Raw genomic sequence first — 19,889 nt, 5'->3', positions numbered from 1 at the left:
AAGCAAAATATCCAAATAATAAACCTATTCCAGCTCCTAAACTAAGTGTAGGTAATAAAGAGATTGGGAAAAACATGCTTGAAATAACACCTACAGCACAACCACAAATCATTCCCAATGGTATTAAACTATCATTTTGAGCGCTTTTTATTTTTTCTTGCCAAGGGTACCTTGATTATGTTTATGTTCCATCCTTTTAATTACAAATACTACAATACCCCCGACTATTATAATAGGTAATACTCATTAGCGTTGACATTAAAACGTCATGCAGGTGTGCTAAATTTTTGATATTAACTTACGTATTCTCACATACAACAATTTCTTTATTAACATTTACTAATCAACATTTTCTCACCTTGTTACAGACCAGCATGATTATAAATCCTTCAAGTGTTAAAATTAATTTATAAAACAGTGAGAAACGAATGGCTCATACTGTTTTTACCGTTGTTCAGATGGTATTTTCATTAAATGCCTTAAAAAGTTGACTGATCTAACTTCGCTAATAAATGTTGAGGCTAAAAGTAATGTACCACCAAGCATTTGAATCAATGTCATTTGCTCTTGCAGGAAAATTGCCGAAATCAGTATCGCTACAAAAGGATCTACATAGCTTAGCATAGCAATACTTTGTCCTTTTAGTTTTTCCATGCCAGAGAAGAATAACCAAAATCCAATCCCTGTATTGACAATCCCTAAAATTAAAATAAATGGAATGGAAGAACTGTTCACATTCAAGATACTAAATCCTTCAGTAAGGAAAACGTATGGCATAAGGAATAAAGCAGTTATTCCTAGCTGAATGATTGTTAACTCTAACTTCCCCATATCTTTAATAAACTTATTTAATAGCAATAGTGCAGCATAAAACGCAGCGGCGATTAATCCATAGGAAAGTCCAACAATATCATCTGTATTTGATGCACTTAGACCTTCGCAAACAATTAAAACCAAACCAATGATCGCTACACCAATACATAGAATTTTTTTAATAGATAATTGCTCCTTAAGGACAAATGGAGAAAGAATCATCACAAACACTGGTGCAAAGTAATAGCCTAGAGTTGCATTAGCAATTGTTGTATGGTCATAAGATTGGTAAAGAAAAACCCAATTTCCACCCAATGCAATACTAGAAAGAAACAAAATTAAAGTATTCGATTTCACTGAATTCCATGATATTTTTTTCTTCATGAGGAAGAATATTAATGTTAAAAATAAGCATCCAATGAAACTGCTTAGTAAAGCTCTTTCGCTCGCAGAAAGATTAATGTATCGAACTACTAAACCAATTGTACCGAAAATAATCATTGATAATATAAACTGTATTTTAGATTTCATGGTCTATTCCTCGAATCTCTTTATAATATAACCAATCACAGGACCTTAATAACTTGTGAGGGTGGCATTACTTCCACCGATTTGAGCATATGCCTCATATAAAAATATTCAGCTTGCATCCATCGCCACGCGGAAATCACTAAATACAAAAGTGTGTTTTAATTTTGCTAAACTGTACTTTCTGCATAAACAGTACAAATACGATAATCAGAAATATGCTACCAATCAAAATCCTTCAATAAATGATTTCATAACTCCTCAACAGTATGTAAATCGCAACAATTTAAATTTGAATAACCGTCGGCATGTGCTTTGCATAAGGAAGAAATTTATTTACAACCTGCTCTGTTTTGACCTTCATATAACCAGTTGTAGTCCCATCACTGCAGCCATACCACTCTTCTAAATAGACATCCTTATCTAGAACAATTTGTACAAGATTTTCTTTATCATTTAAAATACCAAATACAGTAGCAGCACCCATTTTAACCCCCAGAATATTTTCCAAAAGTTCTGGCGGTGCAAAGGAAACGCGTGATATATTGAGTGCCTTGCTGAAATTTTTAGATTTAAAAAGTTTTTCTGCAGTAGTTACAAATAAATAAAAATTGGTCTTTTTACTGTTACAGAGAAAAAGCGTTTTGACCATCTGCATATTTAATTTTTTATTTATCTCGATACAATCCTCCATTGAAATGGCTTCATCCGTTTCCACACGTTCAAACGAAATTTCTAACTTCTCCAATGTTTCATAGACTATTGTTTGCATGGGGGTCTTATAATTTTTAGGTACTTTTACCATAATATCACTCACATAAATCATCTCTGCGCTCCTACCTCTTTCCAACTTGATTTTCCAGTAGTAGTAGCATAGCATATTAATGTACATCACAAATTTGAATGTTTGTCATGTGATTCATAACAAAACCGCATGTATAGGAGAAATCGATATGAATATCCAAAAATATATGGCGTTTGTCAAAGCAGTTGAATATGGAAGCTTTACAAGAGCTGCTGAGGCATTAAACTATACGCAATCTGGCATTAGCCGTATGATTAATGATTTAGAATCGGAATGGGGAATTTTACTATTCGAAAGAGGACATGCGGGTATCACCTTAACATCTGATGGCTTAAAGTTATTGCCTCAGTTAAAACGAATCTGTAATGAACATGAAATGTTAATGATACAGATCGAGGACTTACACGATATACAGTCTGGTATCATTCGTATTGGAACCTTTTCAAGTGTCGCGACACATTGGCTACCTAATATAATTAAAATTTTTAAGAAAGACTATCCTGGTATTGATTTTGAATTACTATTAGGGGATTATACAGAAATCGAAAGCTGGATTATCGAAGGACGGGTCGACTTTGGATTTTTACGACTACCGATAAAATCTGAAATGGAAACAATCTTTGTGGAGCAAGACCGTTTGCTGGTAGTAATTCCTGAAGATCATCCTTTTGCTAATTGCGATAAGTTTCCAATAAAAGAGTTATCGAACAGTCCATTTATGCTATTGGAAAAGGGTGCAAAAGCTGAAATCTCTGAAATTTTTATGCAGCACCAAATCACACCACAAGTTGATTTTACGACTTGGGATGACTATGCCATTATGTCGATGGTGGAAAACGGACTAGGAATTAGTATACTACCAGAATTGATTTTACAGCGTAGTCCCTACCAAATAATAACGAAAGAGCTTGAAGTTCCTGCTTTTCGGAATATTGGTATTGCTATGAGAGAACAAAAATCACTTTCACTTGCAGCCAAGAGACTTTTAGAATATTTATCATATAGAAAGAGAGAGTAAAAAAACATGATGGAAATATTTTTTATCTAAAGTACTTCTAAATGTAAAAGAAGCAACGACTTAATAGGCATTGCTCCGCTTGACTAAAAGCCCCTGTTAGTTGCACAAGATTACTTCTTAGTTTGTTCTTTCATCTGCCAATAAATCGTTGGCTTCGGTACTCCCGTTAAGTTAACAATGTCAGCAACACTTATACCGTTTGCTTCGCATGTAGCCATCAAATTAAATACTTGTCATTTACAAGCACCTAAACTATCTGTACTGCTATCACCCAAGATTACAGGTGTATTTTTTTCGTTGTTACCATTTGTTTTATCTTGACTACGCCCACTAATACAAACTCAATTGCGATAAAAATAGTATAAGTCTTGTCATAACACCATCTCTTTCGTATAGAAGTTATTAATTAACAAGGGCTACAATTCCATCCGCAACTATCCTGCTATTGTTAATTCCATATGTCTTACTAAACAATCGCACCCGATTACGTAAATCATAATGGAACACCAAGTTCATTTTTTATTTTGTTTTGAAACAAGATAAATTAAGAAAGTGATGATTGCAGTATTTTGCATAGCTAAAACGATAATACCAACCAAAGCCTCATCGTTGGTGTCAGCTCCCAATATACCAGCTATGACGTTAAAACTAATAAAAGCTAAAACTATCAAGCCGATAAATATCAAAACATATTTCAAGTGACCCCCCCATTTTTTTATAGTTCGCCATTCAATAATCTGACCCAATTGTTGAATTACTTTATATTCTCTGTATTACTTAATATGCTCGGAATAACATCATATACATATTTCACCAATTCTTTCATTTGTTCAAAAAAATCTTCACTATCAGGAAGACCAATATTTACTGGCATTTTTGGGCCATTATGTACTTCGTTGAATAAGCAAATATCTCGATTGTAATGTTGCACAATATACTCCTTATGAAGTTCACTCATCGCAATAATTACATCATAGTTTTCAAAACATGTCTCATCGAGTTATGTTCTTTTGAAGGCAGATGTATCAATCCCCATCTCATTCATTATGTCGAAATGAATGCTAGAGTATTTACTAATATCACTATTAGCTCGGATCCCAGCAGATCCTACATGGACTGAAATATTGTTCTTTTTTCTAAGATAATCCTTCATACAAAGTTCTGCAATAACACTCCTCGTATAATTATCTGTGCAAATAAATAAAATATTCATTTCCTACCACTCCCATTATCTAACTTCTATTACAAAAGTATAGGACACTTCCCCATTAGGCCATTTTGCTAAAATTTCATAAATGTATTGACCGTTGCTTTTAGGAGAAAATATTTGATTTTTATTTGGTGTTATTTCTTCGTCTCTTCCGATTTCATTCCATAAATAAATTGATATCTCTGGATTCTCTTCAATCTCTATATTCATGGTAGTGTCCTGCTCTACCATAATAACTTTATAATTTTCAGCTATCTGATTTGGAGATGCAGCATCGGTTTCTACAACTTGAGTATTCAAACCTTGCTTTCTTTCCCATTTATAATTCCCTACCGCCATTTTATATGCTGTTTCATTAATATTAATGAATCCTGTCATAGTTGGTGGAAATTCCTCGTCTTTATTCGTTCCATTTGAACAACTAGCTAACAATAGGCAGTAAAAAGCGATAATTGCAAACAATACATGTTTTAATTTCATAGACATTCTTTCCTTTTCCTTTGTAAGTCCAGTACTAAAGTAGTTTTCCCTACTTTTCATCTATAAGTCAAATTCTTTCTTTATCATATGAGCTACTTCCATTGCATCCAATTTTGTATTATTGATTCGCAAGTAGTTTTTTGTTTTTATTTCTCCTTCAATTGAGTTTAACCTTCTGTTTTCTAATGTATTAAGTAAATGTTGTTCCGATTGTTCAACATTTCGCTTGGTTGGCTTTTGTTCAAGTCGATGAGTTGTTTTATTTCGAATAAGTCTTTCATCTACATCTGCTTCCAATTCAACGAAATATATCTTTACCCCTTGGGAACTAAAAATGTTACATATGTATTCAATCTCATCCCAATCTTCTTTTTGATCGAAATACCACATTTTAGTGAATATCATTCCGTATTGATCGCTTTTTGAAAAGGAATCAAATATTTCTCGACGAAATAAGTGTGTTAGACGCCACATTTCAGGACTAAATCCATATAGAGGTTCTAATAAATCAATGGTCATATGGTTATGAAAAAGCTTTAATCCTGTTATGGCGGATAGTTCTTGCCCAACTGTCATTTTCCCTACGGCTTGTGGCCCAAATATAAAAACAAACTTTTCCAATGTATTTCCACCTCTTTACATATGATTCGCCATTCTACTAAAAAACACCTTTTAATTTAAATATTTTTTTGTTATCAAATAAATAAAGAGCCGCATAAGCGACTCTAGGATCTATGAAGACAATTAAAGCTCTAAATATAGCACCATATCATTTAATGAATATCATTCTTTTTGAAGTTACCACCCTTAACCTCTGCCACTTCGTAAACTGTGATAAAAGCATTCACGTCAATATCATGGATGATTTCTTTCAACTTGCTTTCTTCTAAACGGTTAATGACACATGTAATTTCTTTGAATTGTTCATTTGAATAACCACCATGCACTATATTATACGTTGCTCCACGACCTAAGCGATCACGAATTGTTTCTACCATTAATTCAGGTTGATTTGTAATGATTTTAAAGGTCTTAGAACCGCTTAAGCCTACTTCCACTATGTGAATTACTTTTGAGGCAATAAAATAAGCTATTGCCGATAAGATAGCCCCTTGAAAACCAAATACTGTTGAAACAATAATAAAGACAAATGTATTTAAGAAAAGAATTAAATCACTTGTACCAAAAGGCAATTTTCGTGAAAGTAGTACCGCTAACATATCAATGCCGTCTAATGCTCCACCATTACGTAATGCTAACCCCATACCAAAACCGATGATAATACCACCAACAACCGTTACTAGCAATGTATCTCCTTGAATAATCGTAGGTATATGGTGCATGAGGCTAGTGCCGACTGCTAGTGAAGCAATTCCGATTACTGAATAAATTGCAAAACTTCTACCAATCTGTTTATAACCTAAAAAAATGAATGGAATATTAAATATTGCAATTAGAAGACCTAAAGGGAACCCGAATAATTGTGAAGCAACAATGCTTATCCCAGTTACACCACCATCTGATACGTTATTGGGGATTAGTACTGCTTCTAAACCATATGCTGCTATAAATCCCCCAATAATGACCAATATAGCTTTTAATAACATCTTAGCTGTATTAGGTTTATGCTTTGTGTTTGTACTCATTTTAATTTCCTCTTTTAATCTCTTTTTTTTACATTTTACCATCTTTTATATTGCTATAGAGAAAATTAGAATTTTTTGAAAAGAGGATCCAATTGTACCTTCTTTTATATACCCAAGTTTCTGCTCTTTGTGTAATTTAAATAATAGTTTCATTAAAGTCCAATAAACAAAGAGCCGCATAAGCGACTCTTAAAGTTAAGAATGAAAATGGATGGCATCTAAAATCTCTTTATATGCATTCATATACAAAGTTGGATCAGGATCTTCTCCGATTATTTTAGGTACATCAAATTTGGAAAGGTCAAAATGATACTTCAGTTGCACATCATGTCTAGCTAAAGAGCTTTTGCAGCACGCTAAAGGGCAACCATCGATAGCAATAATATCCCTTCCTGATTTTGCTGTTCGAACAAGTGGTTTCACATCACCACCAACCCCTGCAATACAGGACATTTCAGCAATATCCTCTCTGCCCATTTTTATCGCAATCATATTAGCTGTCTGTGCAGCCGAGGAACAACCCGAGCATGAATAAACAATTGGCAAATGAGTTCTTCTTTTCATCTCTTTACTCCCCAATCATATTTTAACGTCGTTTGGTCTAAATCCAACGACGATATTATCATTTACTCTAAACTAATTCCTTTTTTTAGTCAGTGATTCATATCACTTTTTATTCCCATTGAATAAGTACTTTTTCTTTTGACACATGAAACTTTACATATTTTAAAGAATCCAGTTGGAACAATATAATATGTCTTCTAGTTTGAATACTCTCTTTTTAACTTTAGTAATGAAAATAAGCCAAAACTATGCAACCCTGTATAAACAGCTGCATAATTTCGGCTCTATCGATTTATACGTTATAGAAGATTAGCTTTTCGTTACATTAGCAGAGCCCTTCTAATTAAAAATTATCGGAAAAGTAAATATAACGAAAGCAGCCCAAAATCCGTAGACCGGCAAATACTTAGTAACTGCATCTTGGATAGTTGAAGGTCCCGATTTATTTTGTAGAAAACGCAAATAGGAGAGCATAATCCAAAACAGATTTGCCCATATAAGTATGTTCACTCCTAAAACAGCAAGTCTATTAGGCGTAATCCCATAAGAAGAAAGTCTGAACACGATTGCTGACAAAGCCACACTGTCAATAATAAGCGCAAGAACAATTAAGGCAAGATTTATATAATCTGAAATATTCTTTTTCTCGTCTGATTCGCTCTCGATAATGGAAAATATGGTAACGGCCAATACACCAAGGAGTATTCCGTTGAAGACTATCAGGAAATTGCGGTCAAAGAATGGATTTTTTCCGACCCAAATAACCGTTATAAGATAGACCAACAATGTGACCAGAACAAGAGGACTAAAAATTTTAGCTATATATGGTGTAATATTCTTAGCAAGTTTAAGATTCATTGATACCAGATACGCAGCCACAATAGCGAGAGCGGCAGCACCAAATAAAACGACATTACTAAAATAGAAGTCTTCTATATCCAGGCCAACAAAGCTAAATAACTGCATCGTTAATGCTGCTAGTACCATTCCGCTAACTGCCATGCTCGCGTAGAGAATACAATATTCCAAATTAAATTTAATATAGGCTAATCTTGTACTGCCTTTTGAATATTCATTTCCTGTAAAGGCAAGCCCTAGCAATACCCATAAGAATATGGGTAGGTGTAAATAAGCAAGGATAATACTGTCTTTATAATTTAATGGCAGCATATTAAGATAAATCCCGGAAATTAGGAACAACGCTACAATAGAATAAATAACACTTTTTTTCGGTGGATTATTGTAAACAAAATAGGCAGCAATAAAAGGAATTATACCAAAAGCCAGGTTAATTGGAGCAATTGCTTCCTGTTCGACAAAATGGAAAATGACCCTGGTGCTTATCCCCGCCAGAATGGCTAGAATGCCCATGAATAAAAAACCTTTTTGAAGCAAGGAAGATTTTTCTGTATTTGCCGTCTCCTTGAATTGCAATCTTTCATACCAAACAACAAGAACCTGAGAATCAGGATTTTGTTCCCACGCGTGTGAGAATGATTTTTTAAAAGCTTTCGGGTCTTTTCTATACATTCTCTCCAGCTCATGAGGGTTAGTAATATTTTCAATAATCATATTTTTGGTGTCCATAGTTAGACCTCCCTTATTAATTGTTATAGTAAGTTTCCTCTACAATGTTTAACTGTCCCTGTCACTTTTGTATTCTAAAATATCTCCAGGCTGACATTCTAAAGCCTTACAAATTGCCTCTAAAGTGGATAATCGAATCGCTTTTGCCTTTCCATTTTTCAATATAGAAATGTTCGCCATTGTAATTCCAACCTTTTCCGCAAGTTCTGTTACGCTCATTTTCCTTTTTGCTAACATCACATCAATATTGATTATAATTGCCATTGTTATTCACCTCAGACCGTTAAATCATTTTCAGTTTTGATATTAATTGCTTCTTGTAAAAGTTTTTGGAGAACAGCCGCAAAGACTGCGATAACCATCGAAGCAAAGGGAACAACCAATCCGACAAAGATAACTCCTGGTGCGTCGTCTACTTCCGCAAAGATATAGAAGAGCGGCATAACTAGCACATGCAAAATACTGATTGTGATGGCACAGTATTTGATTTTCTTTAAAGCTTTTACAGATAAATCAGAGAAAGCTTTATTTTTGTCAATATATTGTAAGAGTTTGAAAGCCTGATACAAAGCAAAGTAAAAAGGTATTGCCGATGTATCAAAAGCGATGTAAACGAGGTATTTTATAAAAGCAAACTCTGGAAGCAATTTTACTGCAAGATTCGCCATTTCAGGCACAAAAAAGATGCACAGAGCAAGAACTGGTACTCCTAAAAGGATAACAGCTATTTTTAAAAACAACGTTGTTACTTTTTCCATAAAAAACACCTCACTTATTTATTCTCATTTTGATTTTAATATATTTTTTATCGTTTTACAATAAATTTTTATTAATTTGAAGAATGTTTTTATTGTAGATTTTTGTTTTAAGCAAAAATAAAGAGCACTCCTCATTCAAAGAAATGCTCTACAACTGTAAACCATTAAATTTATTACTTGTACAACTAACCCGCTTCGTTAGTTCAATTTGAAAAAATGCTTTACCTCTTCTTGAAGCATCCGTTAGCGATCCATGAAGCCATTCTTCATCAAATAATATGCAAGAAAATTACATTCTTCCATGGTAGTTGAACAAGCAAGTTACAAATCACAACTGTTACCCGTATTAGTACTCTTCTTTTTATCACCAAAATACTTCCAAAGGTGGTATGTCGACCAAAATAAAGCAGCAGGTATAAGCATTAATAATGGTGCAACGTAACTTTTTTCAAGAATATAATCAGGGGTAAAAACAGCAAACAAGACCAAGATAATTATAGCTGGAATCAAAAGAATCCAGTAACGTTTGTCTTTAAAAGTGCTAAAACTCCACATACAATCCTCCCTGTACCACAAATGATTTTCAAACTAAAGATATCCATTTATTATACAACACTGTTCAACTAACCTGCTGCGTTAGCTCAATAAGAAAAAGGCTTACACTTTCTTGAAGCACCCGTTAGTTGAATATAATCGTGAATTACATTTTTCAGTTCCTAAATTTCTTTATTACAGTTACTAAAATTGCAATAAGAAAAACGATCACACTATTTACTAATAGATATTGTCCTAGTTGAAAACCATAAAATATTGCAAAAGCATCACGAATAATAAATACTGCTAATGCACCACCGATTGCCCCAAATAAAACTGCTAATATCAATATTATAAAAGCTGCAAAATATAAATTTTTCTTTTTTTTGTAAGATATAAATCCAATAATATTTGCAATTACAATAAAAAAGCCCATAAGTATTAAGAAGAAATTAGTCATTTAAGTCCCTCTTTTCGCTAATATTACAAAAATGGCTAATGTCATTTTAGAAAACCCCTCTAAATATATTTTACCATTTAAACCAAAATCCTTGTTGAACTATTCTACTGTGTTAGTTCAATAAGATAAAAAGAGTTGCCTAAGCAACCCACGATCTTGAACTAAAGCACCAGTTAGTTTAAGTACATTTATTCACAATCATATAGAAGGAAATCAATAAAGTCAGAACCTTAAAGCATTTTGGAATCAAAATGGAATATTACTTTTGAAGTGAAAAAGGACCAATAAAAAAATTTCGCGAGGTATGGATACAGATTGGGAAACAAGCTATTACAATTACAAAAAGTCAGTAGGACATGGATTTAGAACAGTTGCAATAACTTTATTCGTTCGGATTAAGATTCTAATATATTTCTACTGTATGTTTTATTAAATCCTTTAAAACATTGGTATCAATATCAGCTAATTTATTCACATAAATACAAGCCTTACTCTTCGTGTGCTTACCAAAAATTTCTAATAACTTTTCTCTTTCCTCACTTTCATAGGCCAAATAAAGACTAATTTTCGCCTTTCTTGGTGAAAAACCTACTATAGGCGCATCCCCTTCATGTCCTGAAGCATACTTATAGTGATAGCTACCAAAGCCTATAATACTAGGACCCCACATTTTTGCGTTATAACCAGTTACCTCTTCAAAAATTTCTAATAACTGATAGGCATCTGCCTTCTTCTTCTCATTTTCCACACTTTCAATAAATTCAATTACACTATTGTCGGTTTCTTTCATCTTTGGTTCATACATTTATACGCCCTCCTATTCTCTGAGTAAATACTTGTTTGCATTATTTTTCATAGGTAACTACTTATTATGTCGTTTGTTAACTTCAATCGTAATAAACTCCGGCAAATAGTTAGGAGTACATCCTTTTGATACCATTTCACCTTTGTAAAGACCGTTTTTCTCACCAAGTTCAATGCAACGTGCACGGTTCTTTTCATCATAAATGCCTATCCAACCTGCAGTGAAATTCATAGCCCATTGCACTTCCGGTTCTTCCTGCATAATATTAGCTTCTAATGCAGATAGCAAGTCTGCAGTGTTATCAGGCGGTGTTTGTCCAGTCCATCTCAATCGCCCTTGATAATACCAGAAAGCTCGCCTTTGAAGAGCAGAAGGACTATTTTCCCATGACTCCATCAATGCAATTTTCTTCTTGTCTTTGGTGAGCTGATTAGCCATTAACCAATCCATTAAGTTATTTCGCTCATCAAAAGTGTGAGTCTGCATATCCTTATCAAGCTTATTTAGCACATCTTGTGAAAGAAGTTTTTTGTCCATAATTAAGATTGCTAATAGTCTGGGCAAAAACTCTTCGGTTGACCAAAGTTCCATAGCAAGTTCGTGATCTTTTTTAATCACCTTCGCGATTTTTCGTAAGTCGCCTAGAAGAGTTTTACTATTGATCTGAGCTAGAATGTTTTCTGCTTTTGAAAAGCTTTTTATCTCTGTATCTTTTTTTTCATCCATTTTATACAACTCCTTTATTAAAGTACTGTATCCTTGACGGGATAAATCAAGAACTTAATATCGTTATAAGTCTTATTGCAGTGGTCTTTCTCCAAAGTTTATCTTTTTAAATATTGTAGCATATATCGTATTAAAGCTTTCTCTACCTATGATAGAAGAGCAACCATCTTTAATAAAACAATTACACTTACTTCCTTTTAATTGAAAACGAAAAGAGCATTCCTTTTAAAAGATACTCACCTGTTTGCCTTCCATGCAACACAGAGAATGAAAATGCTTAGGAAGTTATACATAAAGATTTACACAACAATTGCACATTATATAAATGATGCGACAATAAGTAATTATTTTTTATTTTTTAATTCTAAAAGTATAGGTGCTATATTTAGTAAGATAGAAACAATAGTCAGAAACCATAATGCCTTTTCCATGGTAGGTACAACATCCAATAAAGCCGACCAATCTTCACCTTTTACCCAATTAGATACAAGGCTATGCTCTGCACAGAGTGTCAATGCTGTAAATGATAACCCCATTGCCATCGCAAGTTTATAATCTTTCCCTGCCTTATACATATAAAGATTTATAAAAGTTGCCACTATAGCAATAAGTCCTAATATTAACCACATAATTATACCTCCATTATATTTTTATTTAAGATGAACTTGTTGAACTAAAGCATCCGTTAGTGTTCGGAAGAATCTAGGCTGCGTGTAGTGAATTTGCTGCCTGAGTATCTGCTCTTTGTATATTTAAGTAATAGTTTCAATAAAGTCTAACTCCAAACAACATACTGCCATATATTAAAGATAGGTTACTCTGTTAGGAGGTGAGTATATGCTACATTTTTCACCAGTTCCAGAAAGTTCCTTTCCCCAAGGAAATAGACAAGTATTTGGCTCTCCTTATCAGGAACAACAGTTTGGTTCTTCTTATCAAGGACAACAGTTGGGCTCTCCTTATCAGGAACAACAGTTTGGTTCTCCTTATCAAGGACAACAGTTTGGCTCTCCTTATCAGGGACAACAGTTTGTCTCTCCTTATCAGGGACAACAGTTTGGTTCTCCTTATCAAGGACAACAGTTTGGTTCTCCTTATCAGGGACAACAGTTTGGTTCTCCTTATCAGGGACAACAGTTTGGTTCTCCTTATCAGGGACAACAGTTTGGCTTTCCCTATCAAGTACATCAATTTGGATCCCCTTACGAAGGACAACAGTTTGACCAAACTTACGACAATAGATGGAATCCATCTTCCATGTCCCCTTACAATTCATCTCCAGGTATTTTTGGAAACCTGCCGAACCATTTCAACACACTTATGGGCCACGCCGGCACTATAAAAAATGGATATAGTTTGATAAGACAATTAGGATCTTTTATGGGCTTGCTTAGATAGTGAAAAGCCGATGCTCTCTTATACATGGAACATCGGCTTTTTCTAATAATGCTCCTAACAATACATCCTCCATCATATCAAATCGTCCAATACAATTAGAATACTTCTCGAACCCCTGAAATCTTCCTCTCCATTATTACACTAACGTTCTTCCAGAAAAAAAGTTCATTTATCAGAAAAATTACACATTACAAAAATTTTCTTTATGAAATTAAACTGCAGCATTAGTTCAATAAGAAAAAGCTTTACTCCTCCTTGAAGTAAAGCACCCGTTTGTTTAAGTGTAATCTAGGGGGAATGGAATTGTTACTGTCAAAAGCATGGGCTTCGTTTGAAGCTGATAAGTGAATAGAGGGATTTTCTTCGCAAACGTTGAAGTTCTACCAGTTACAGCATTGGCTACTAATTGGTTATTCTGTGGATGTACATATAGAACTGTTGAGTTCAAATCAACTGCAGGAACAACTTGCTATATCAATAAAGAATTTGGAATCATGCAGTTTTTTACCACTATGCAACAACAGAAATATCTCAATTCACCTTCCTTCCATAATACAACAAAACCAGTACCATCAAGGCACTGGTTTCTATTTTATCGATACTACATTTGTTTTACATAGCTCTCGATTGGATGCGAATCGGTTATTTATTTTCATAACGTACTAAGCCGTAGTTCATAAAAATACTGCACAATTGGATGCTTTAACTTCATCTTCTCTTTCATATTTAAAAGGCGTTTTTTTCCAACCCTTCTGTCCATCAAAGCTAGAATATTCAATAGGATATCATTGCTCTCTAAGCATTCTTCTATAGAAGTGGATAAAAAGTTATTAGCTATAACGACAAAGTTTGATTTACTTAATGATGACTGTGCTGACAAAAGCTCTTTTGCATGTTCTGCTATTTTCCTACTTCTTGCAATTACTTGAAGACGATCTTCTGGTACTGTTCCCTTGGTATCTTTTCTGACAGCTTCAATTTCTTCATTGCTGATAGGAATTTGGATAGTTGAATCATTCTTAATTTCCTGCTCCGTCTGATACCATCTGATTAAGGTCGTTTTATCACTCATATTGAGTACATTTTTTTTATCTACCGCAATATAACAAAGTCCTACTTTATCTGGTAAATAACGATAGCCGGTTGCACGGTATTCAACCCTTCCATGTACCGCAGGACAGAGAAAACTCTCCAGTTGTTGCTTCAATTTGCTCCAGGACATTTTATCCTCCTATGTTCTATGTTTTAAATACCTACTGAGGTAGTCATTCTATTATCTATAATAGCATTTAAGGTGCCAGTCACGCAGACTAATTAATAGACGCACTATAAAGCGATTTCAATGCGTCCATAATTATTTCATCTGCTAATCCCTCTTCATGTCGATTTGGCAAATTTTTTGCACCTAAAACATACAACAATGGATTTTGATTAAATTCACCCATTATCCCTACATCAACAACTACATTATCTAGTCCACCTGTCATATGATTTAAAAAATGGCTTGGTATTTCTTTAATCTGACCTTGTTGCCTAATCAAGCCATTAATAATTGGAATCCATAGTTCAGGATTTGTTTTATATCCTTGATACGTTTGACGTAAAAGTTCTAGCAACTGACTCAATTCTCCGCTATTATCCAAGTCTGTTGGATTTTGAGTAATATTAATATTGTTAAAATATGATTTTAGTTTTTGATTCATCATTTCCCAACCACCACAAAATTGAACAATACTATTCGCAACGAAACTATCATGGCAGGCAATCATTACTTCCACTGAGTCTCGGAGTGCCAAGGTTTCTCTATTTTGAAAATGGGGATATACTTCATTGCTATCTTCTTTAGGATTTAATGTAATATCCCTGACAATATCTGTCCATTTATAGTGTCCTTCTTCAACTAACTTTGCTATACAAAAAGCGATTGCAACCTTACTAGCAGAGGCAAGAGGTACTGATAAATCTTTATTTAATGATAAAACTACATCTTGTTCTAATGGAGAATAAACAACAAGACCTACTTCACCTAAACTTATTTCCTTTAATTTTTCTAGAACTTTTTGCATTTCAAAACCCCACTTTATTTAATAGAACTTTTACAGTACAGCTTAAGTTCATAATATTATTCGGATTTGTTGACCGTCTAATCATTAGTTCATTTTGTTTACACTCTAAGACAAACCTATATATTTTTTATAGCCAGTTTGACTGATAAGTTTATTTGTTCTTTATAAATTCCTGTATTATCAAGCTCGAGTAATTCTTTTTTCAAATGGTTTTCAAATAAGTGAACGTTACCACCTAAAAATCGCTTAGCTCCATAAGAAGTCGAATATAGATTGCCAATGATAGAGTCAATTGTCCAAAGCTGTTCATAGGTAGGTATTTCATGGGTTTCCAAATCAAATTTTGAATTCTTAATAATAGCTTGATGACTAATTATTGGATGGGAATATGTCGTATTACCCGCTCTTCTTTCATTTCCATACCAATGTTCTACTACTTCGTTAACTTTATCTTGCCATGGTAAAATCTCTTTATTTGGAGAATAATTATCTATAATCGCAATACCACCACCAAGGGAAACCATTTCATATAAAGTGTCCAGAACCTTTTCTCTATCCATCCAATGAAATGCCTTAGCAATAGTCACAAGTCTAAAATTTTCATAAAATTTTTCTTTATATGTATCAATATCACCATTAAAACAATCGAGATTTTCTACTCTTACTTCTTTGCTTAGTCGTATTGCTTCCTCAATCATTTCAGGCTCGGTATCAATTCCAACTATTCCTTCAAACCAATCAGAGAACCTAAGTGCTAATTGCCCAGTGCCACATCCCAAGTCGAGCATTTGCCCTTTACCGTCTAGAGAAAATCGACTTATTAAGTACCTTATTAGAGAAGCAGGATACAGGGGTCTATATCGTGAATAATAGCTAGATGTTCCTTCAAATAAACTATTACCGTAATCAGGCATTTCAAACTCCTCCTTGGATAACGGTGCCAGTCACCCAAACTATTCAAAACTTTGTTGGTATCCTGGCACCAAAAGTTATAACAGAACTTGTTACGCGCACTCGTTAGCTGAATAAGATATTTATTTAGTCCCATTAATAATGAAATCTGCTCTTTTAAAAGGTTTATGATCTTCAATATAGACATCTTCTGAAATCATCCAATTATTTTCCCACATATCACGTGCCTCTTCCCCGTCTCTTTCAAGACCTCGTGAAAGCCTTAATTCTCTTGGACAATCAACCCATATAGTAAAATCATACTTTTTTACTAATTCACTACGAATAGAATAAACACCCTCTATTATGACAATTCCCCCAATGGGAACAGTATGCCATTCTGCTAAACTATCCGTGTCCCAATCATATCGCTGATAATGTCCTTCTTTGTTTTGACTAATGGGTTCTAGAACTTGATTTAATACACGATTCCAATCAAAATCTGCACCAATTGGCTTGCTCACTGGATGTATTTTCATAATTTGTGATGATGGTAAATAAAAATCATCCATATGTACAATAGTTACTCTAGAAAACTTATCCCTCAATTTATTTGCAAAAGTACTTTTTCCTGAACCCCCACAACCATCTATTCCAATTAACAAGGTAGATTGTTTTTTGGGAATTGAAGCAATTAATTTAACCAACTGTTCAAAATTAATAAATTCACCCTTTTTTATTTTGGCATTCACTATATCACCACTTTCAAATTTTTTACGACGCAAGGCACCCAAACTATTCAAAATTTTGTTGGTTCCTGGCATCAAAAGTTATTTCACCTTATATTCACTATTTAAAAGAATGTCTTCTGCAGGCATTTTAGTCCACTCTTCAATCGTTACGTTTGGATTTTCTTTTAGAAAACTCTCCATGATTTGATAACCGATTTTATAATTTGACCACTTGTCTAATCCTTTATAATGGTTTCCATTGGTAAATTCATACCATAGTCCTGTATCAGTTGAATCCAAGTTTTCCATAAAAAGCTTCCATCCCTGTTCTTTAGAATAACCTGTTAACGGTTCAATCCACGGCACATCAGTATCTGGGTATTGCATTTTAGCAAACAAATCAGCCTTTCCCTCAGTAACACTTCTATCTAGTAATGTAGAATCGTATCCATTTTCCTTAACAATCAAATGGTGATACTCATGAACAATTGTATGTTTTAAGTCCTCTTCAGAAAAAGCAGGATCAATCAGTATAAGCATGGAATTTTTGTACCTTACTTCTCCAGTTACATACTTCATTTCTTTCATAGTAGCAGAGAATTCAGGAATAGCAGGCATGACATGTATAGTCTTATTTCCCCCTGGAAGCTGCTCAGAGGATGTCGATAATGCTTCTTTAATTGACGTATTAATTAAATCTTGCTTGTCAATAAGTGCAACTACTGATTTTTCTAAAGCCTCTACATCTATTGGGGTGATAAACATCCACTCAGAGAGTTCATTATACCCGATACCGTTTTCACGAAGTACTTCGATTACAGATTCTTTGTATAATTTCTCTAGTTTATCTGGTTGTTTTTCTGCCTTTTCCAAAAATACTTCGAATTCTTGAAAATAGTTATTAATTTTAAACTCCTGTTCATTATGTTTAAATACGAATGGATTTTCTACTTCACGTGGGCTTCCCACTTCTTCCTTTTCATTAGAGCAACTAACAAGAAGAACGGAATAACACATCAATATAAAAAGGTAATACACTTTCCTCAAAATTGTTTCCCCCATCAGCACCAAGTTATTTTAATCCATCAACACATACTCTCGTTTTACAGCATCAATCATTAAGGACGGGCACTTAACAATATCCCCATGGTTTCTCGGATCAAACTTTTTCGAACGGAAAATCAAACCATCTTTTTCATTCCAATCAATACAATGAAAATGACCACTTTCATCGCAATATTCCAATAATTGAACAGAAAATCCAGCTGCTTCAAACATTTTAGTTAAAGTTTTATAGTTATACACTATTTTATGACTTGCGGCTGGATGATCTTTTGGACCTGGCCCACCTATTTTCACTATGTCTTGGTATGCCTCATCTTGGAAGTACCCGTCTGGGACAGCACAGCGAATGTAACCTGAGTCCTTTAGATAGAAGTAGCAGAGTTTTGCAGCTTCAATTCCTTCTTCATATGTAAGATGCTCCCATACATGTTCGGCTAATATAGCTGATATAGACCCCTTTGGAAACATTCCCTCCCAAGTGCTAGCCTCAATTAAATTCAGTTCTTCTTCCTGCGTATGTAACCAACCTGGATTGTTATTGTACTCTCCTGCACCAATTACAATTTTGATATCCTTATGTTTTATGTTCACTTTTTCACCTCTTAGCCCTCTGGATATTTTGTCTAATATGCTTCGAAACCAATCTCTTACATATACTTCCCTCTGTATTTCTGTGAAGTACTCTGGTAGATTAAGCGATTGTAAGTGTTCAGGTAAAAGATGCATTTTTTGTCTAATTCTTTGATTATCTTCCGATTCTGTATCTATAAAAAACAAGTACCGACCTTCCACTTCCTCCCGGTAAACAGCTGAACAGTCCAATGTTTTGTAAACAAGAGTAGAATATTTTTTGCCATTTAACTGTACTTCAAAATGCCCTCGTATATTGTAATGACATCGAATATGTGTACCTGAAAGCTGCCGTAGTTCCTTTTCGAATTCGACAAATCTATTTTCTTCTATATTGTATACTTCATAAAAATAGTCACTCCATGCTAAATTCGTTAAGTTTGCATCATATGAATCAAAGCTTATTTCCATTGTTGTTTCATTTCGTGTTTCAGTTTCTGACACTAAGTGTTTTTTTATTAGCTGACTCATTAGGTCGTAATCTAAGTCACAACCATAACTGAACATTTTCACTTGTTTTCGTTGCTTGCTCACAAAATGCAACATTTCAGTAGGGTTAATAAAATCCCATCCTAAATTACGGTAATACTTAATATGTTTACTCTGAGTCATCACTTCTAAATCTCCTTAGTTTTCATTCGAGTCAATCTAAACAATACAACGCCAATAATTAAAATTCCCATTATTAAGAAGCTATTAAAAAAGATTTTTAATCCAGTTGTTGGAGAATTAGAGAGAAACGAGCTTAATCCTAAAAAGAGTACTCCAATTGTTGATAAAAAATAAGAAAACTTCTCTTTGTTATGCCTGAATACCAAAAATCCTTGCAGTATTAAAATATACGTTCCACTGAGAAACATAAGTAAAGGAAAAGTAGGGGCAAATTTAGCGGCATAGACAAAATGATCAATTGGTAAAATATCACTTGGCTGTTTTACTGGGCCATTTATCAACTCAGAAAAGATCGTCGTATATTTCCATTCCCAGGATACTTCTCGTATTTGACTACCTTCATACCACGCTGCTACAGTAGCAAATATGAAAATCATGGCAGCTGTACACAATTGCAACATAACTTTAAAAGACATCTTTCCACCTCTTTATCATTTCCCTTATTTTACATTAAAAAGAAGTTTTTTGCCATTACTGGAAATACTAAAACCCCAATTATTTA

Annotated in this window: 26 protein-coding genes and 1 pseudogene; 2 read left to right on the top strand and 25 right to left on the bottom strand. The window is 33.9% G+C overall.

Annotated elements, in window-relative coordinates; genetic code table 11:
• The 3 genes and pseudogenes from RUH95_RS18655 to RUH95_RS18645 form a co-directional block, all read right to left on the bottom strand.
• Positions 1-234 (bottom strand): annotated as a pseudogene (locus tag RUH95_RS18655) (hypothetical protein); the annotation flags it as partial.
• A gap of 210 nt (positions 235-444) precedes the next feature.
• Positions 445-1,344 (bottom strand): DMT family transporter, encoded by a 900-nt coding sequence (locus tag RUH95_RS18650; protein ID WP_313894408.1) that lies wholly within the window; start codon positions 1,342-1,344, stop codon positions 445-447.
• 283 nt (positions 1,345-1,627) lie between these two features.
• Positions 1,628-2,167: a prolyl-tRNA synthetase associated domain-containing protein gene (locus RUH95_RS18645; RefSeq protein ID WP_313894407.1), complete on the bottom strand. Its 540-nt coding sequence runs from the start codon at positions 2,165-2,167 to the stop codon at positions 1,628-1,630.
• A gap of 127 nt (positions 2,168-2,294) precedes the next feature.
• Here RUH95_RS18645 and RUH95_RS18640 point away from each other — a divergent pair, with 127 nt between their 5' ends.
• Positions 2,295-3,164, top strand: coding sequence for a LysR family transcriptional regulator (locus RUH95_RS18640; protein WP_313894406.1), 870 nt, complete (start codon positions 2,295-2,297; stop codon positions 3,162-3,164).
• 512 nt (positions 3,165-3,676) lie between these two features.
• Here RUH95_RS18640 and RUH95_RS18635 read toward each other — a convergent pair.
• From RUH95_RS18635 to RUH95_RS18570, 15 genes are all read right to left on the bottom strand, one after another.
• Positions 3,677-3,862, bottom strand: a complete 186-nt coding sequence (locus tag RUH95_RS18635) for a hypothetical protein (protein WP_313894405.1) — start codon at positions 3,860-3,862, stop codon at positions 3,677-3,679.
• Between the two features lie 56 nt (positions 3,863-3,918).
• A complete protein-coding gene (locus RUH95_RS18630; protein ID WP_313894404.1) occupies positions 3,919-4,095 on the bottom strand; it encodes a hypothetical protein in 177 nt (58 codons plus the stop codon).
• A gap of 69 nt (positions 4,096-4,164) precedes the next feature.
• Positions 4,165-4,377, bottom strand: a complete 213-nt coding sequence (locus tag RUH95_RS21555; protein WP_397469523.1) for an arsenate reductase/protein-tyrosine-phosphatase family protein — start codon at positions 4,375-4,377, stop codon at positions 4,165-4,167.
• A gap of 15 nt (positions 4,378-4,392) precedes the next feature.
• Positions 4,393-4,860, bottom strand: a complete 468-nt coding sequence (locus tag RUH95_RS18625; protein WP_313894403.1) for a hypothetical protein — start codon at positions 4,858-4,860, stop codon at positions 4,393-4,395.
• A 54-nt stretch (positions 4,861-4,914) separates the two neighbouring features.
• Positions 4,915-5,475 carry a DEAD/DEAH box helicase family protein gene (locus RUH95_RS18620; protein ID WP_313894402.1) on the bottom strand — a complete coding sequence of 187 codons (561 nt, stop codon included), beginning with the start codon at positions 5,473-5,475 and terminating at the stop codon, positions 4,915-4,917.
• A gap of 152 nt (positions 5,476-5,627) precedes the next feature.
• On the bottom strand, positions 5,628-6,500 hold the full coding sequence (locus tag RUH95_RS18615; protein ID WP_313894401.1) for a YitT family protein: 873 nt from the start codon (positions 6,498-6,500) through the stop codon (positions 5,628-5,630).
• Between the two features lie 195 nt (positions 6,501-6,695).
• Complete coding sequence (locus tag RUH95_RS18610; protein ID WP_313894400.1) at positions 6,696-7,064, bottom strand: putative zinc-binding protein; 369 nt, start codon at positions 7,062-7,064, stop codon at positions 6,696-6,698.
• Positions 7,065-7,403: 339 nt separating this feature from the next.
• Positions 7,404-8,651, bottom strand: a complete 1,248-nt coding sequence (locus RUH95_RS18605; protein ID WP_313894399.1) for a DUF4153 domain-containing protein — start codon at positions 8,649-8,651, stop codon at positions 7,404-7,406.
• Positions 8,652-8,699: 48 nt separating this feature from the next.
• The gene (locus tag RUH95_RS18600; RefSeq protein WP_313894398.1) at positions 8,700-8,915 is read right to left on the bottom strand and encodes a helix-turn-helix domain-containing protein; all 216 of its coding nucleotides are present in this window, start codon (positions 8,913-8,915) and stop codon (positions 8,700-8,702) included.
• A gap of 11 nt (positions 8,916-8,926) precedes the next feature.
• Positions 8,927-9,409 carry a DUF2975 domain-containing protein gene (locus tag RUH95_RS18595; protein WP_313894397.1) on the bottom strand — a complete coding sequence of 161 codons (483 nt, stop codon included), beginning with the start codon at positions 9,407-9,409 and terminating at the stop codon, positions 8,927-8,929.
• A gap of 321 nt (positions 9,410-9,730) precedes the next feature.
• The gene (locus tag RUH95_RS18590) at positions 9,731-9,964 is read right to left on the bottom strand and encodes a permease (protein WP_313894396.1); all 234 of its coding nucleotides are present in this window, start codon (positions 9,962-9,964) and stop codon (positions 9,731-9,733) included.
• A 154-nt stretch (positions 9,965-10,118) separates the two neighbouring features.
• Complete coding sequence (locus RUH95_RS18585) at positions 10,119-10,403, bottom strand: 3-isopropylmalate dehydrogenase (protein WP_313894395.1); 285 nt, start codon at positions 10,401-10,403, stop codon at positions 10,119-10,121.
• A gap of 403 nt (positions 10,404-10,806) precedes the next feature.
• On the bottom strand, positions 10,807-11,208 hold the full coding sequence (locus RUH95_RS18580; RefSeq protein ID WP_313894394.1) for a DUF1801 domain-containing protein: 402 nt from the start codon (positions 11,206-11,208) through the stop codon (positions 10,807-10,809).
• Between the two features lie 57 nt (positions 11,209-11,265).
• Positions 11,266-11,934, bottom strand: coding sequence for a DNA alkylation repair protein (locus RUH95_RS18575; RefSeq protein ID WP_313894393.1), 669 nt, complete (start codon positions 11,932-11,934; stop codon positions 11,266-11,268).
• A gap of 344 nt (positions 11,935-12,278) precedes the next feature.
• Complete coding sequence (locus RUH95_RS18570; protein ID WP_313894392.1) at positions 12,279-12,563, bottom strand: hypothetical protein; 285 nt, start codon at positions 12,561-12,563, stop codon at positions 12,279-12,281.
• 208 nt (positions 12,564-12,771) lie between these two features.
• Here RUH95_RS18570 and RUH95_RS18565 point away from each other — a divergent pair, with 208 nt between their 5' ends.
• Positions 12,772-13,332, top strand: a complete 561-nt coding sequence (locus RUH95_RS18565; protein WP_313894391.1) for a hypothetical protein — start codon at positions 12,772-12,774, stop codon at positions 13,330-13,332.
• Between the two features lie 652 nt (positions 13,333-13,984).
• Here the strand turns inward: RUH95_RS18565 and RUH95_RS18560 are convergent.
• The 7 genes from RUH95_RS18560 to RUH95_RS18530 form a co-directional block, all read right to left on the bottom strand.
• A complete protein-coding gene (locus tag RUH95_RS18560; RefSeq protein ID WP_313894390.1) occupies positions 13,985-14,554 on the bottom strand; it encodes an SF0329 family protein in 570 nt (189 codons plus the stop codon).
• A gap of 88 nt (positions 14,555-14,642) precedes the next feature.
• Positions 14,643-15,398 (bottom strand): serine hydrolase, encoded by a 756-nt coding sequence (locus RUH95_RS18555; RefSeq protein ID WP_313894389.1) that lies wholly within the window; start codon positions 15,396-15,398, stop codon positions 14,643-14,645.
• A 116-nt stretch (positions 15,399-15,514) separates the two neighbouring features.
• On the bottom strand, positions 15,515-16,312 hold the full coding sequence (locus tag RUH95_RS18550) for a class I SAM-dependent methyltransferase (protein WP_313894388.1): 798 nt from the start codon (positions 16,310-16,312) through the stop codon (positions 15,515-15,517).
• Positions 16,313-16,432: 120 nt separating this feature from the next.
• A complete protein-coding gene (locus RUH95_RS18545) occupies positions 16,433-17,116 on the bottom strand; it encodes a uridine kinase family protein (protein ID WP_313894387.1) in 684 nt (227 codons plus the stop codon).
• Positions 17,117-17,119: 3 nt separating this feature from the next.
• On the bottom strand, positions 17,120-18,058 hold the full coding sequence (locus tag RUH95_RS18540) for a DUF2268 domain-containing putative Zn-dependent protease (protein WP_313894412.1): 939 nt from the start codon (positions 18,056-18,058) through the stop codon (positions 17,120-17,122).
• Between the two features lie 39 nt (positions 18,059-18,097).
• Positions 18,098-18,676, bottom strand: coding sequence for a class I SAM-dependent methyltransferase (locus RUH95_RS18535; RefSeq protein WP_313894411.1), 579 nt, complete (start codon positions 18,674-18,676; stop codon positions 18,098-18,100).
• Between the two features lie 656 nt (positions 18,677-19,332).
• A complete protein-coding gene (locus RUH95_RS18530) occupies positions 19,333-19,803 on the bottom strand; it encodes a YjdJ family protein (RefSeq protein ID WP_313894386.1) in 471 nt (156 codons plus the stop codon).
• Between the last annotated feature and the right edge of the window lie 86 nt (positions 19,804-19,889).

Origin of the sequence: Psychrobacillus sp. (genome assembly GCF_032154225.1) — a bacterium.
Lineage (GTDB): Bacteria > Bacillota > Bacilli > Bacillales_A > Planococcaceae > Psychrobacillus.
Note: the sequence above shows the minus strand (reverse complement) of the source record. Positions and strands in the feature narration are given on the sequence as shown.

What these genes read in the sequence shown, in the direction of transcription:
- RUH95_RS18565 (WP_313894391.1), top strand. Translation starts at nt 12,772, where the DNA reads ATGCTACATTTTTCACCAGTTCCAGAAAGTTCCTTTCCCCAAGGAAAT.
- RUH95_RS21555 (WP_397469523.1), bottom strand. Translation starts at nt 4,377, where the DNA reads ATGAATATTTTATTTATTTGCACAGATAATTATACGAGGAGTGTTATT.
- RUH95_RS18575 (WP_313894393.1), bottom strand. Translation starts at nt 11,934, where the DNA reads ATGGATGAAAAAAAAGATACAGAGATAAAAAGCTTTTCAAAAGCAGAA.
- RUH95_RS18550 (WP_313894388.1), bottom strand. Translation starts at nt 16,312, where the DNA reads ATGCCTGATTACGGTAATAGTTTATTTGAAGGAACATCTAGCTATTAT.
- RUH95_RS18585 (WP_313894395.1), bottom strand. Translation starts at nt 10,403, where the DNA reads ATGACTAATTTCTTCTTAATACTTATGGGCTTTTTTATTGTAATTGCA.
- RUH95_RS18595 (WP_313894397.1), bottom strand. Translation starts at nt 9,409, where the DNA reads ATGGAAAAAGTAACAACGTTGTTTTTAAAAATAGCTGTTATCCTTTTA.
- RUH95_RS18580 (WP_313894394.1), bottom strand. Translation starts at nt 11,208, where the DNA reads ATGTATGAACCAAAGATGAAAGAAACCGACAATAGTGTAATTGAATTT.
- RUH95_RS18555 (WP_313894389.1), bottom strand. Translation starts at nt 15,398, where the DNA reads ATGCAAAAAGTTCTAGAAAAATTAAAGGAAATAAGTTTAGGTGAAGTA.
- RUH95_RS18605 (WP_313894399.1), bottom strand. Translation starts at nt 8,651, where the DNA reads ATGGACACCAAAAATATGATTATTGAAAATATTACTAACCCTCATGAG.
- RUH95_RS18560 (WP_313894390.1), bottom strand. Translation starts at nt 14,554, where the DNA reads ATGTCCTGGAGCAAATTGAAGCAACAACTGGAGAGTTTTCTCTGTCCT.
- RUH95_RS18570 (WP_313894392.1), bottom strand. Translation starts at nt 12,563, where the DNA reads ATGTGGTTAATATTAGGACTTATTGCTATAGTGGCAACTTTTATAAAT.
- RUH95_RS18600 (WP_313894398.1), bottom strand. Translation starts at nt 8,915, where the DNA reads ATGGCAATTATAATCAATATTGATGTGATGTTAGCAAAAAGGAAAATG.
- RUH95_RS18650 (WP_313894408.1), bottom strand. Translation starts at nt 1,344, where the DNA reads ATGAAATCTAAAATACAGTTTATATTATCAATGATTATTTTCGGTACA.
- RUH95_RS18615 (WP_313894401.1), bottom strand. Translation starts at nt 6,500, where the DNA reads ATGAGTACAAACACAAAGCATAAACCTAATACAGCTAAGATGTTATTA.
- RUH95_RS18625 (WP_313894403.1), bottom strand. Translation starts at nt 4,860, where the DNA reads ATGTCTATGAAATTAAAACATGTATTGTTTGCAATTATCGCTTTTTAC.
- RUH95_RS18590 (WP_313894396.1), bottom strand. Translation starts at nt 9,964, where the DNA reads ATGTGGAGTTTTAGCACTTTTAAAGACAAACGTTACTGGATTCTTTTG.
- RUH95_RS18645 (WP_313894407.1), bottom strand. Translation starts at nt 2,167, where the DNA reads ATGATTTATGTGAGTGATATTATGGTAAAAGTACCTAAAAATTATAAG.
- RUH95_RS18640 (WP_313894406.1), top strand. Translation starts at nt 2,295, where the DNA reads ATGAATATCCAAAAATATATGGCGTTTGTCAAAGCAGTTGAATATGGA.
- RUH95_RS18610 (WP_313894400.1), bottom strand. Translation starts at nt 7,064, where the DNA reads ATGAAAAGAAGAACTCATTTGCCAATTGTTTATTCATGCTCGGGTTGT.
- RUH95_RS18530 (WP_313894386.1), bottom strand. Translation starts at nt 19,803, where the DNA reads ATGTCTTTTAAAGTTATGTTGCAATTGTGTACAGCTGCCATGATTTTC.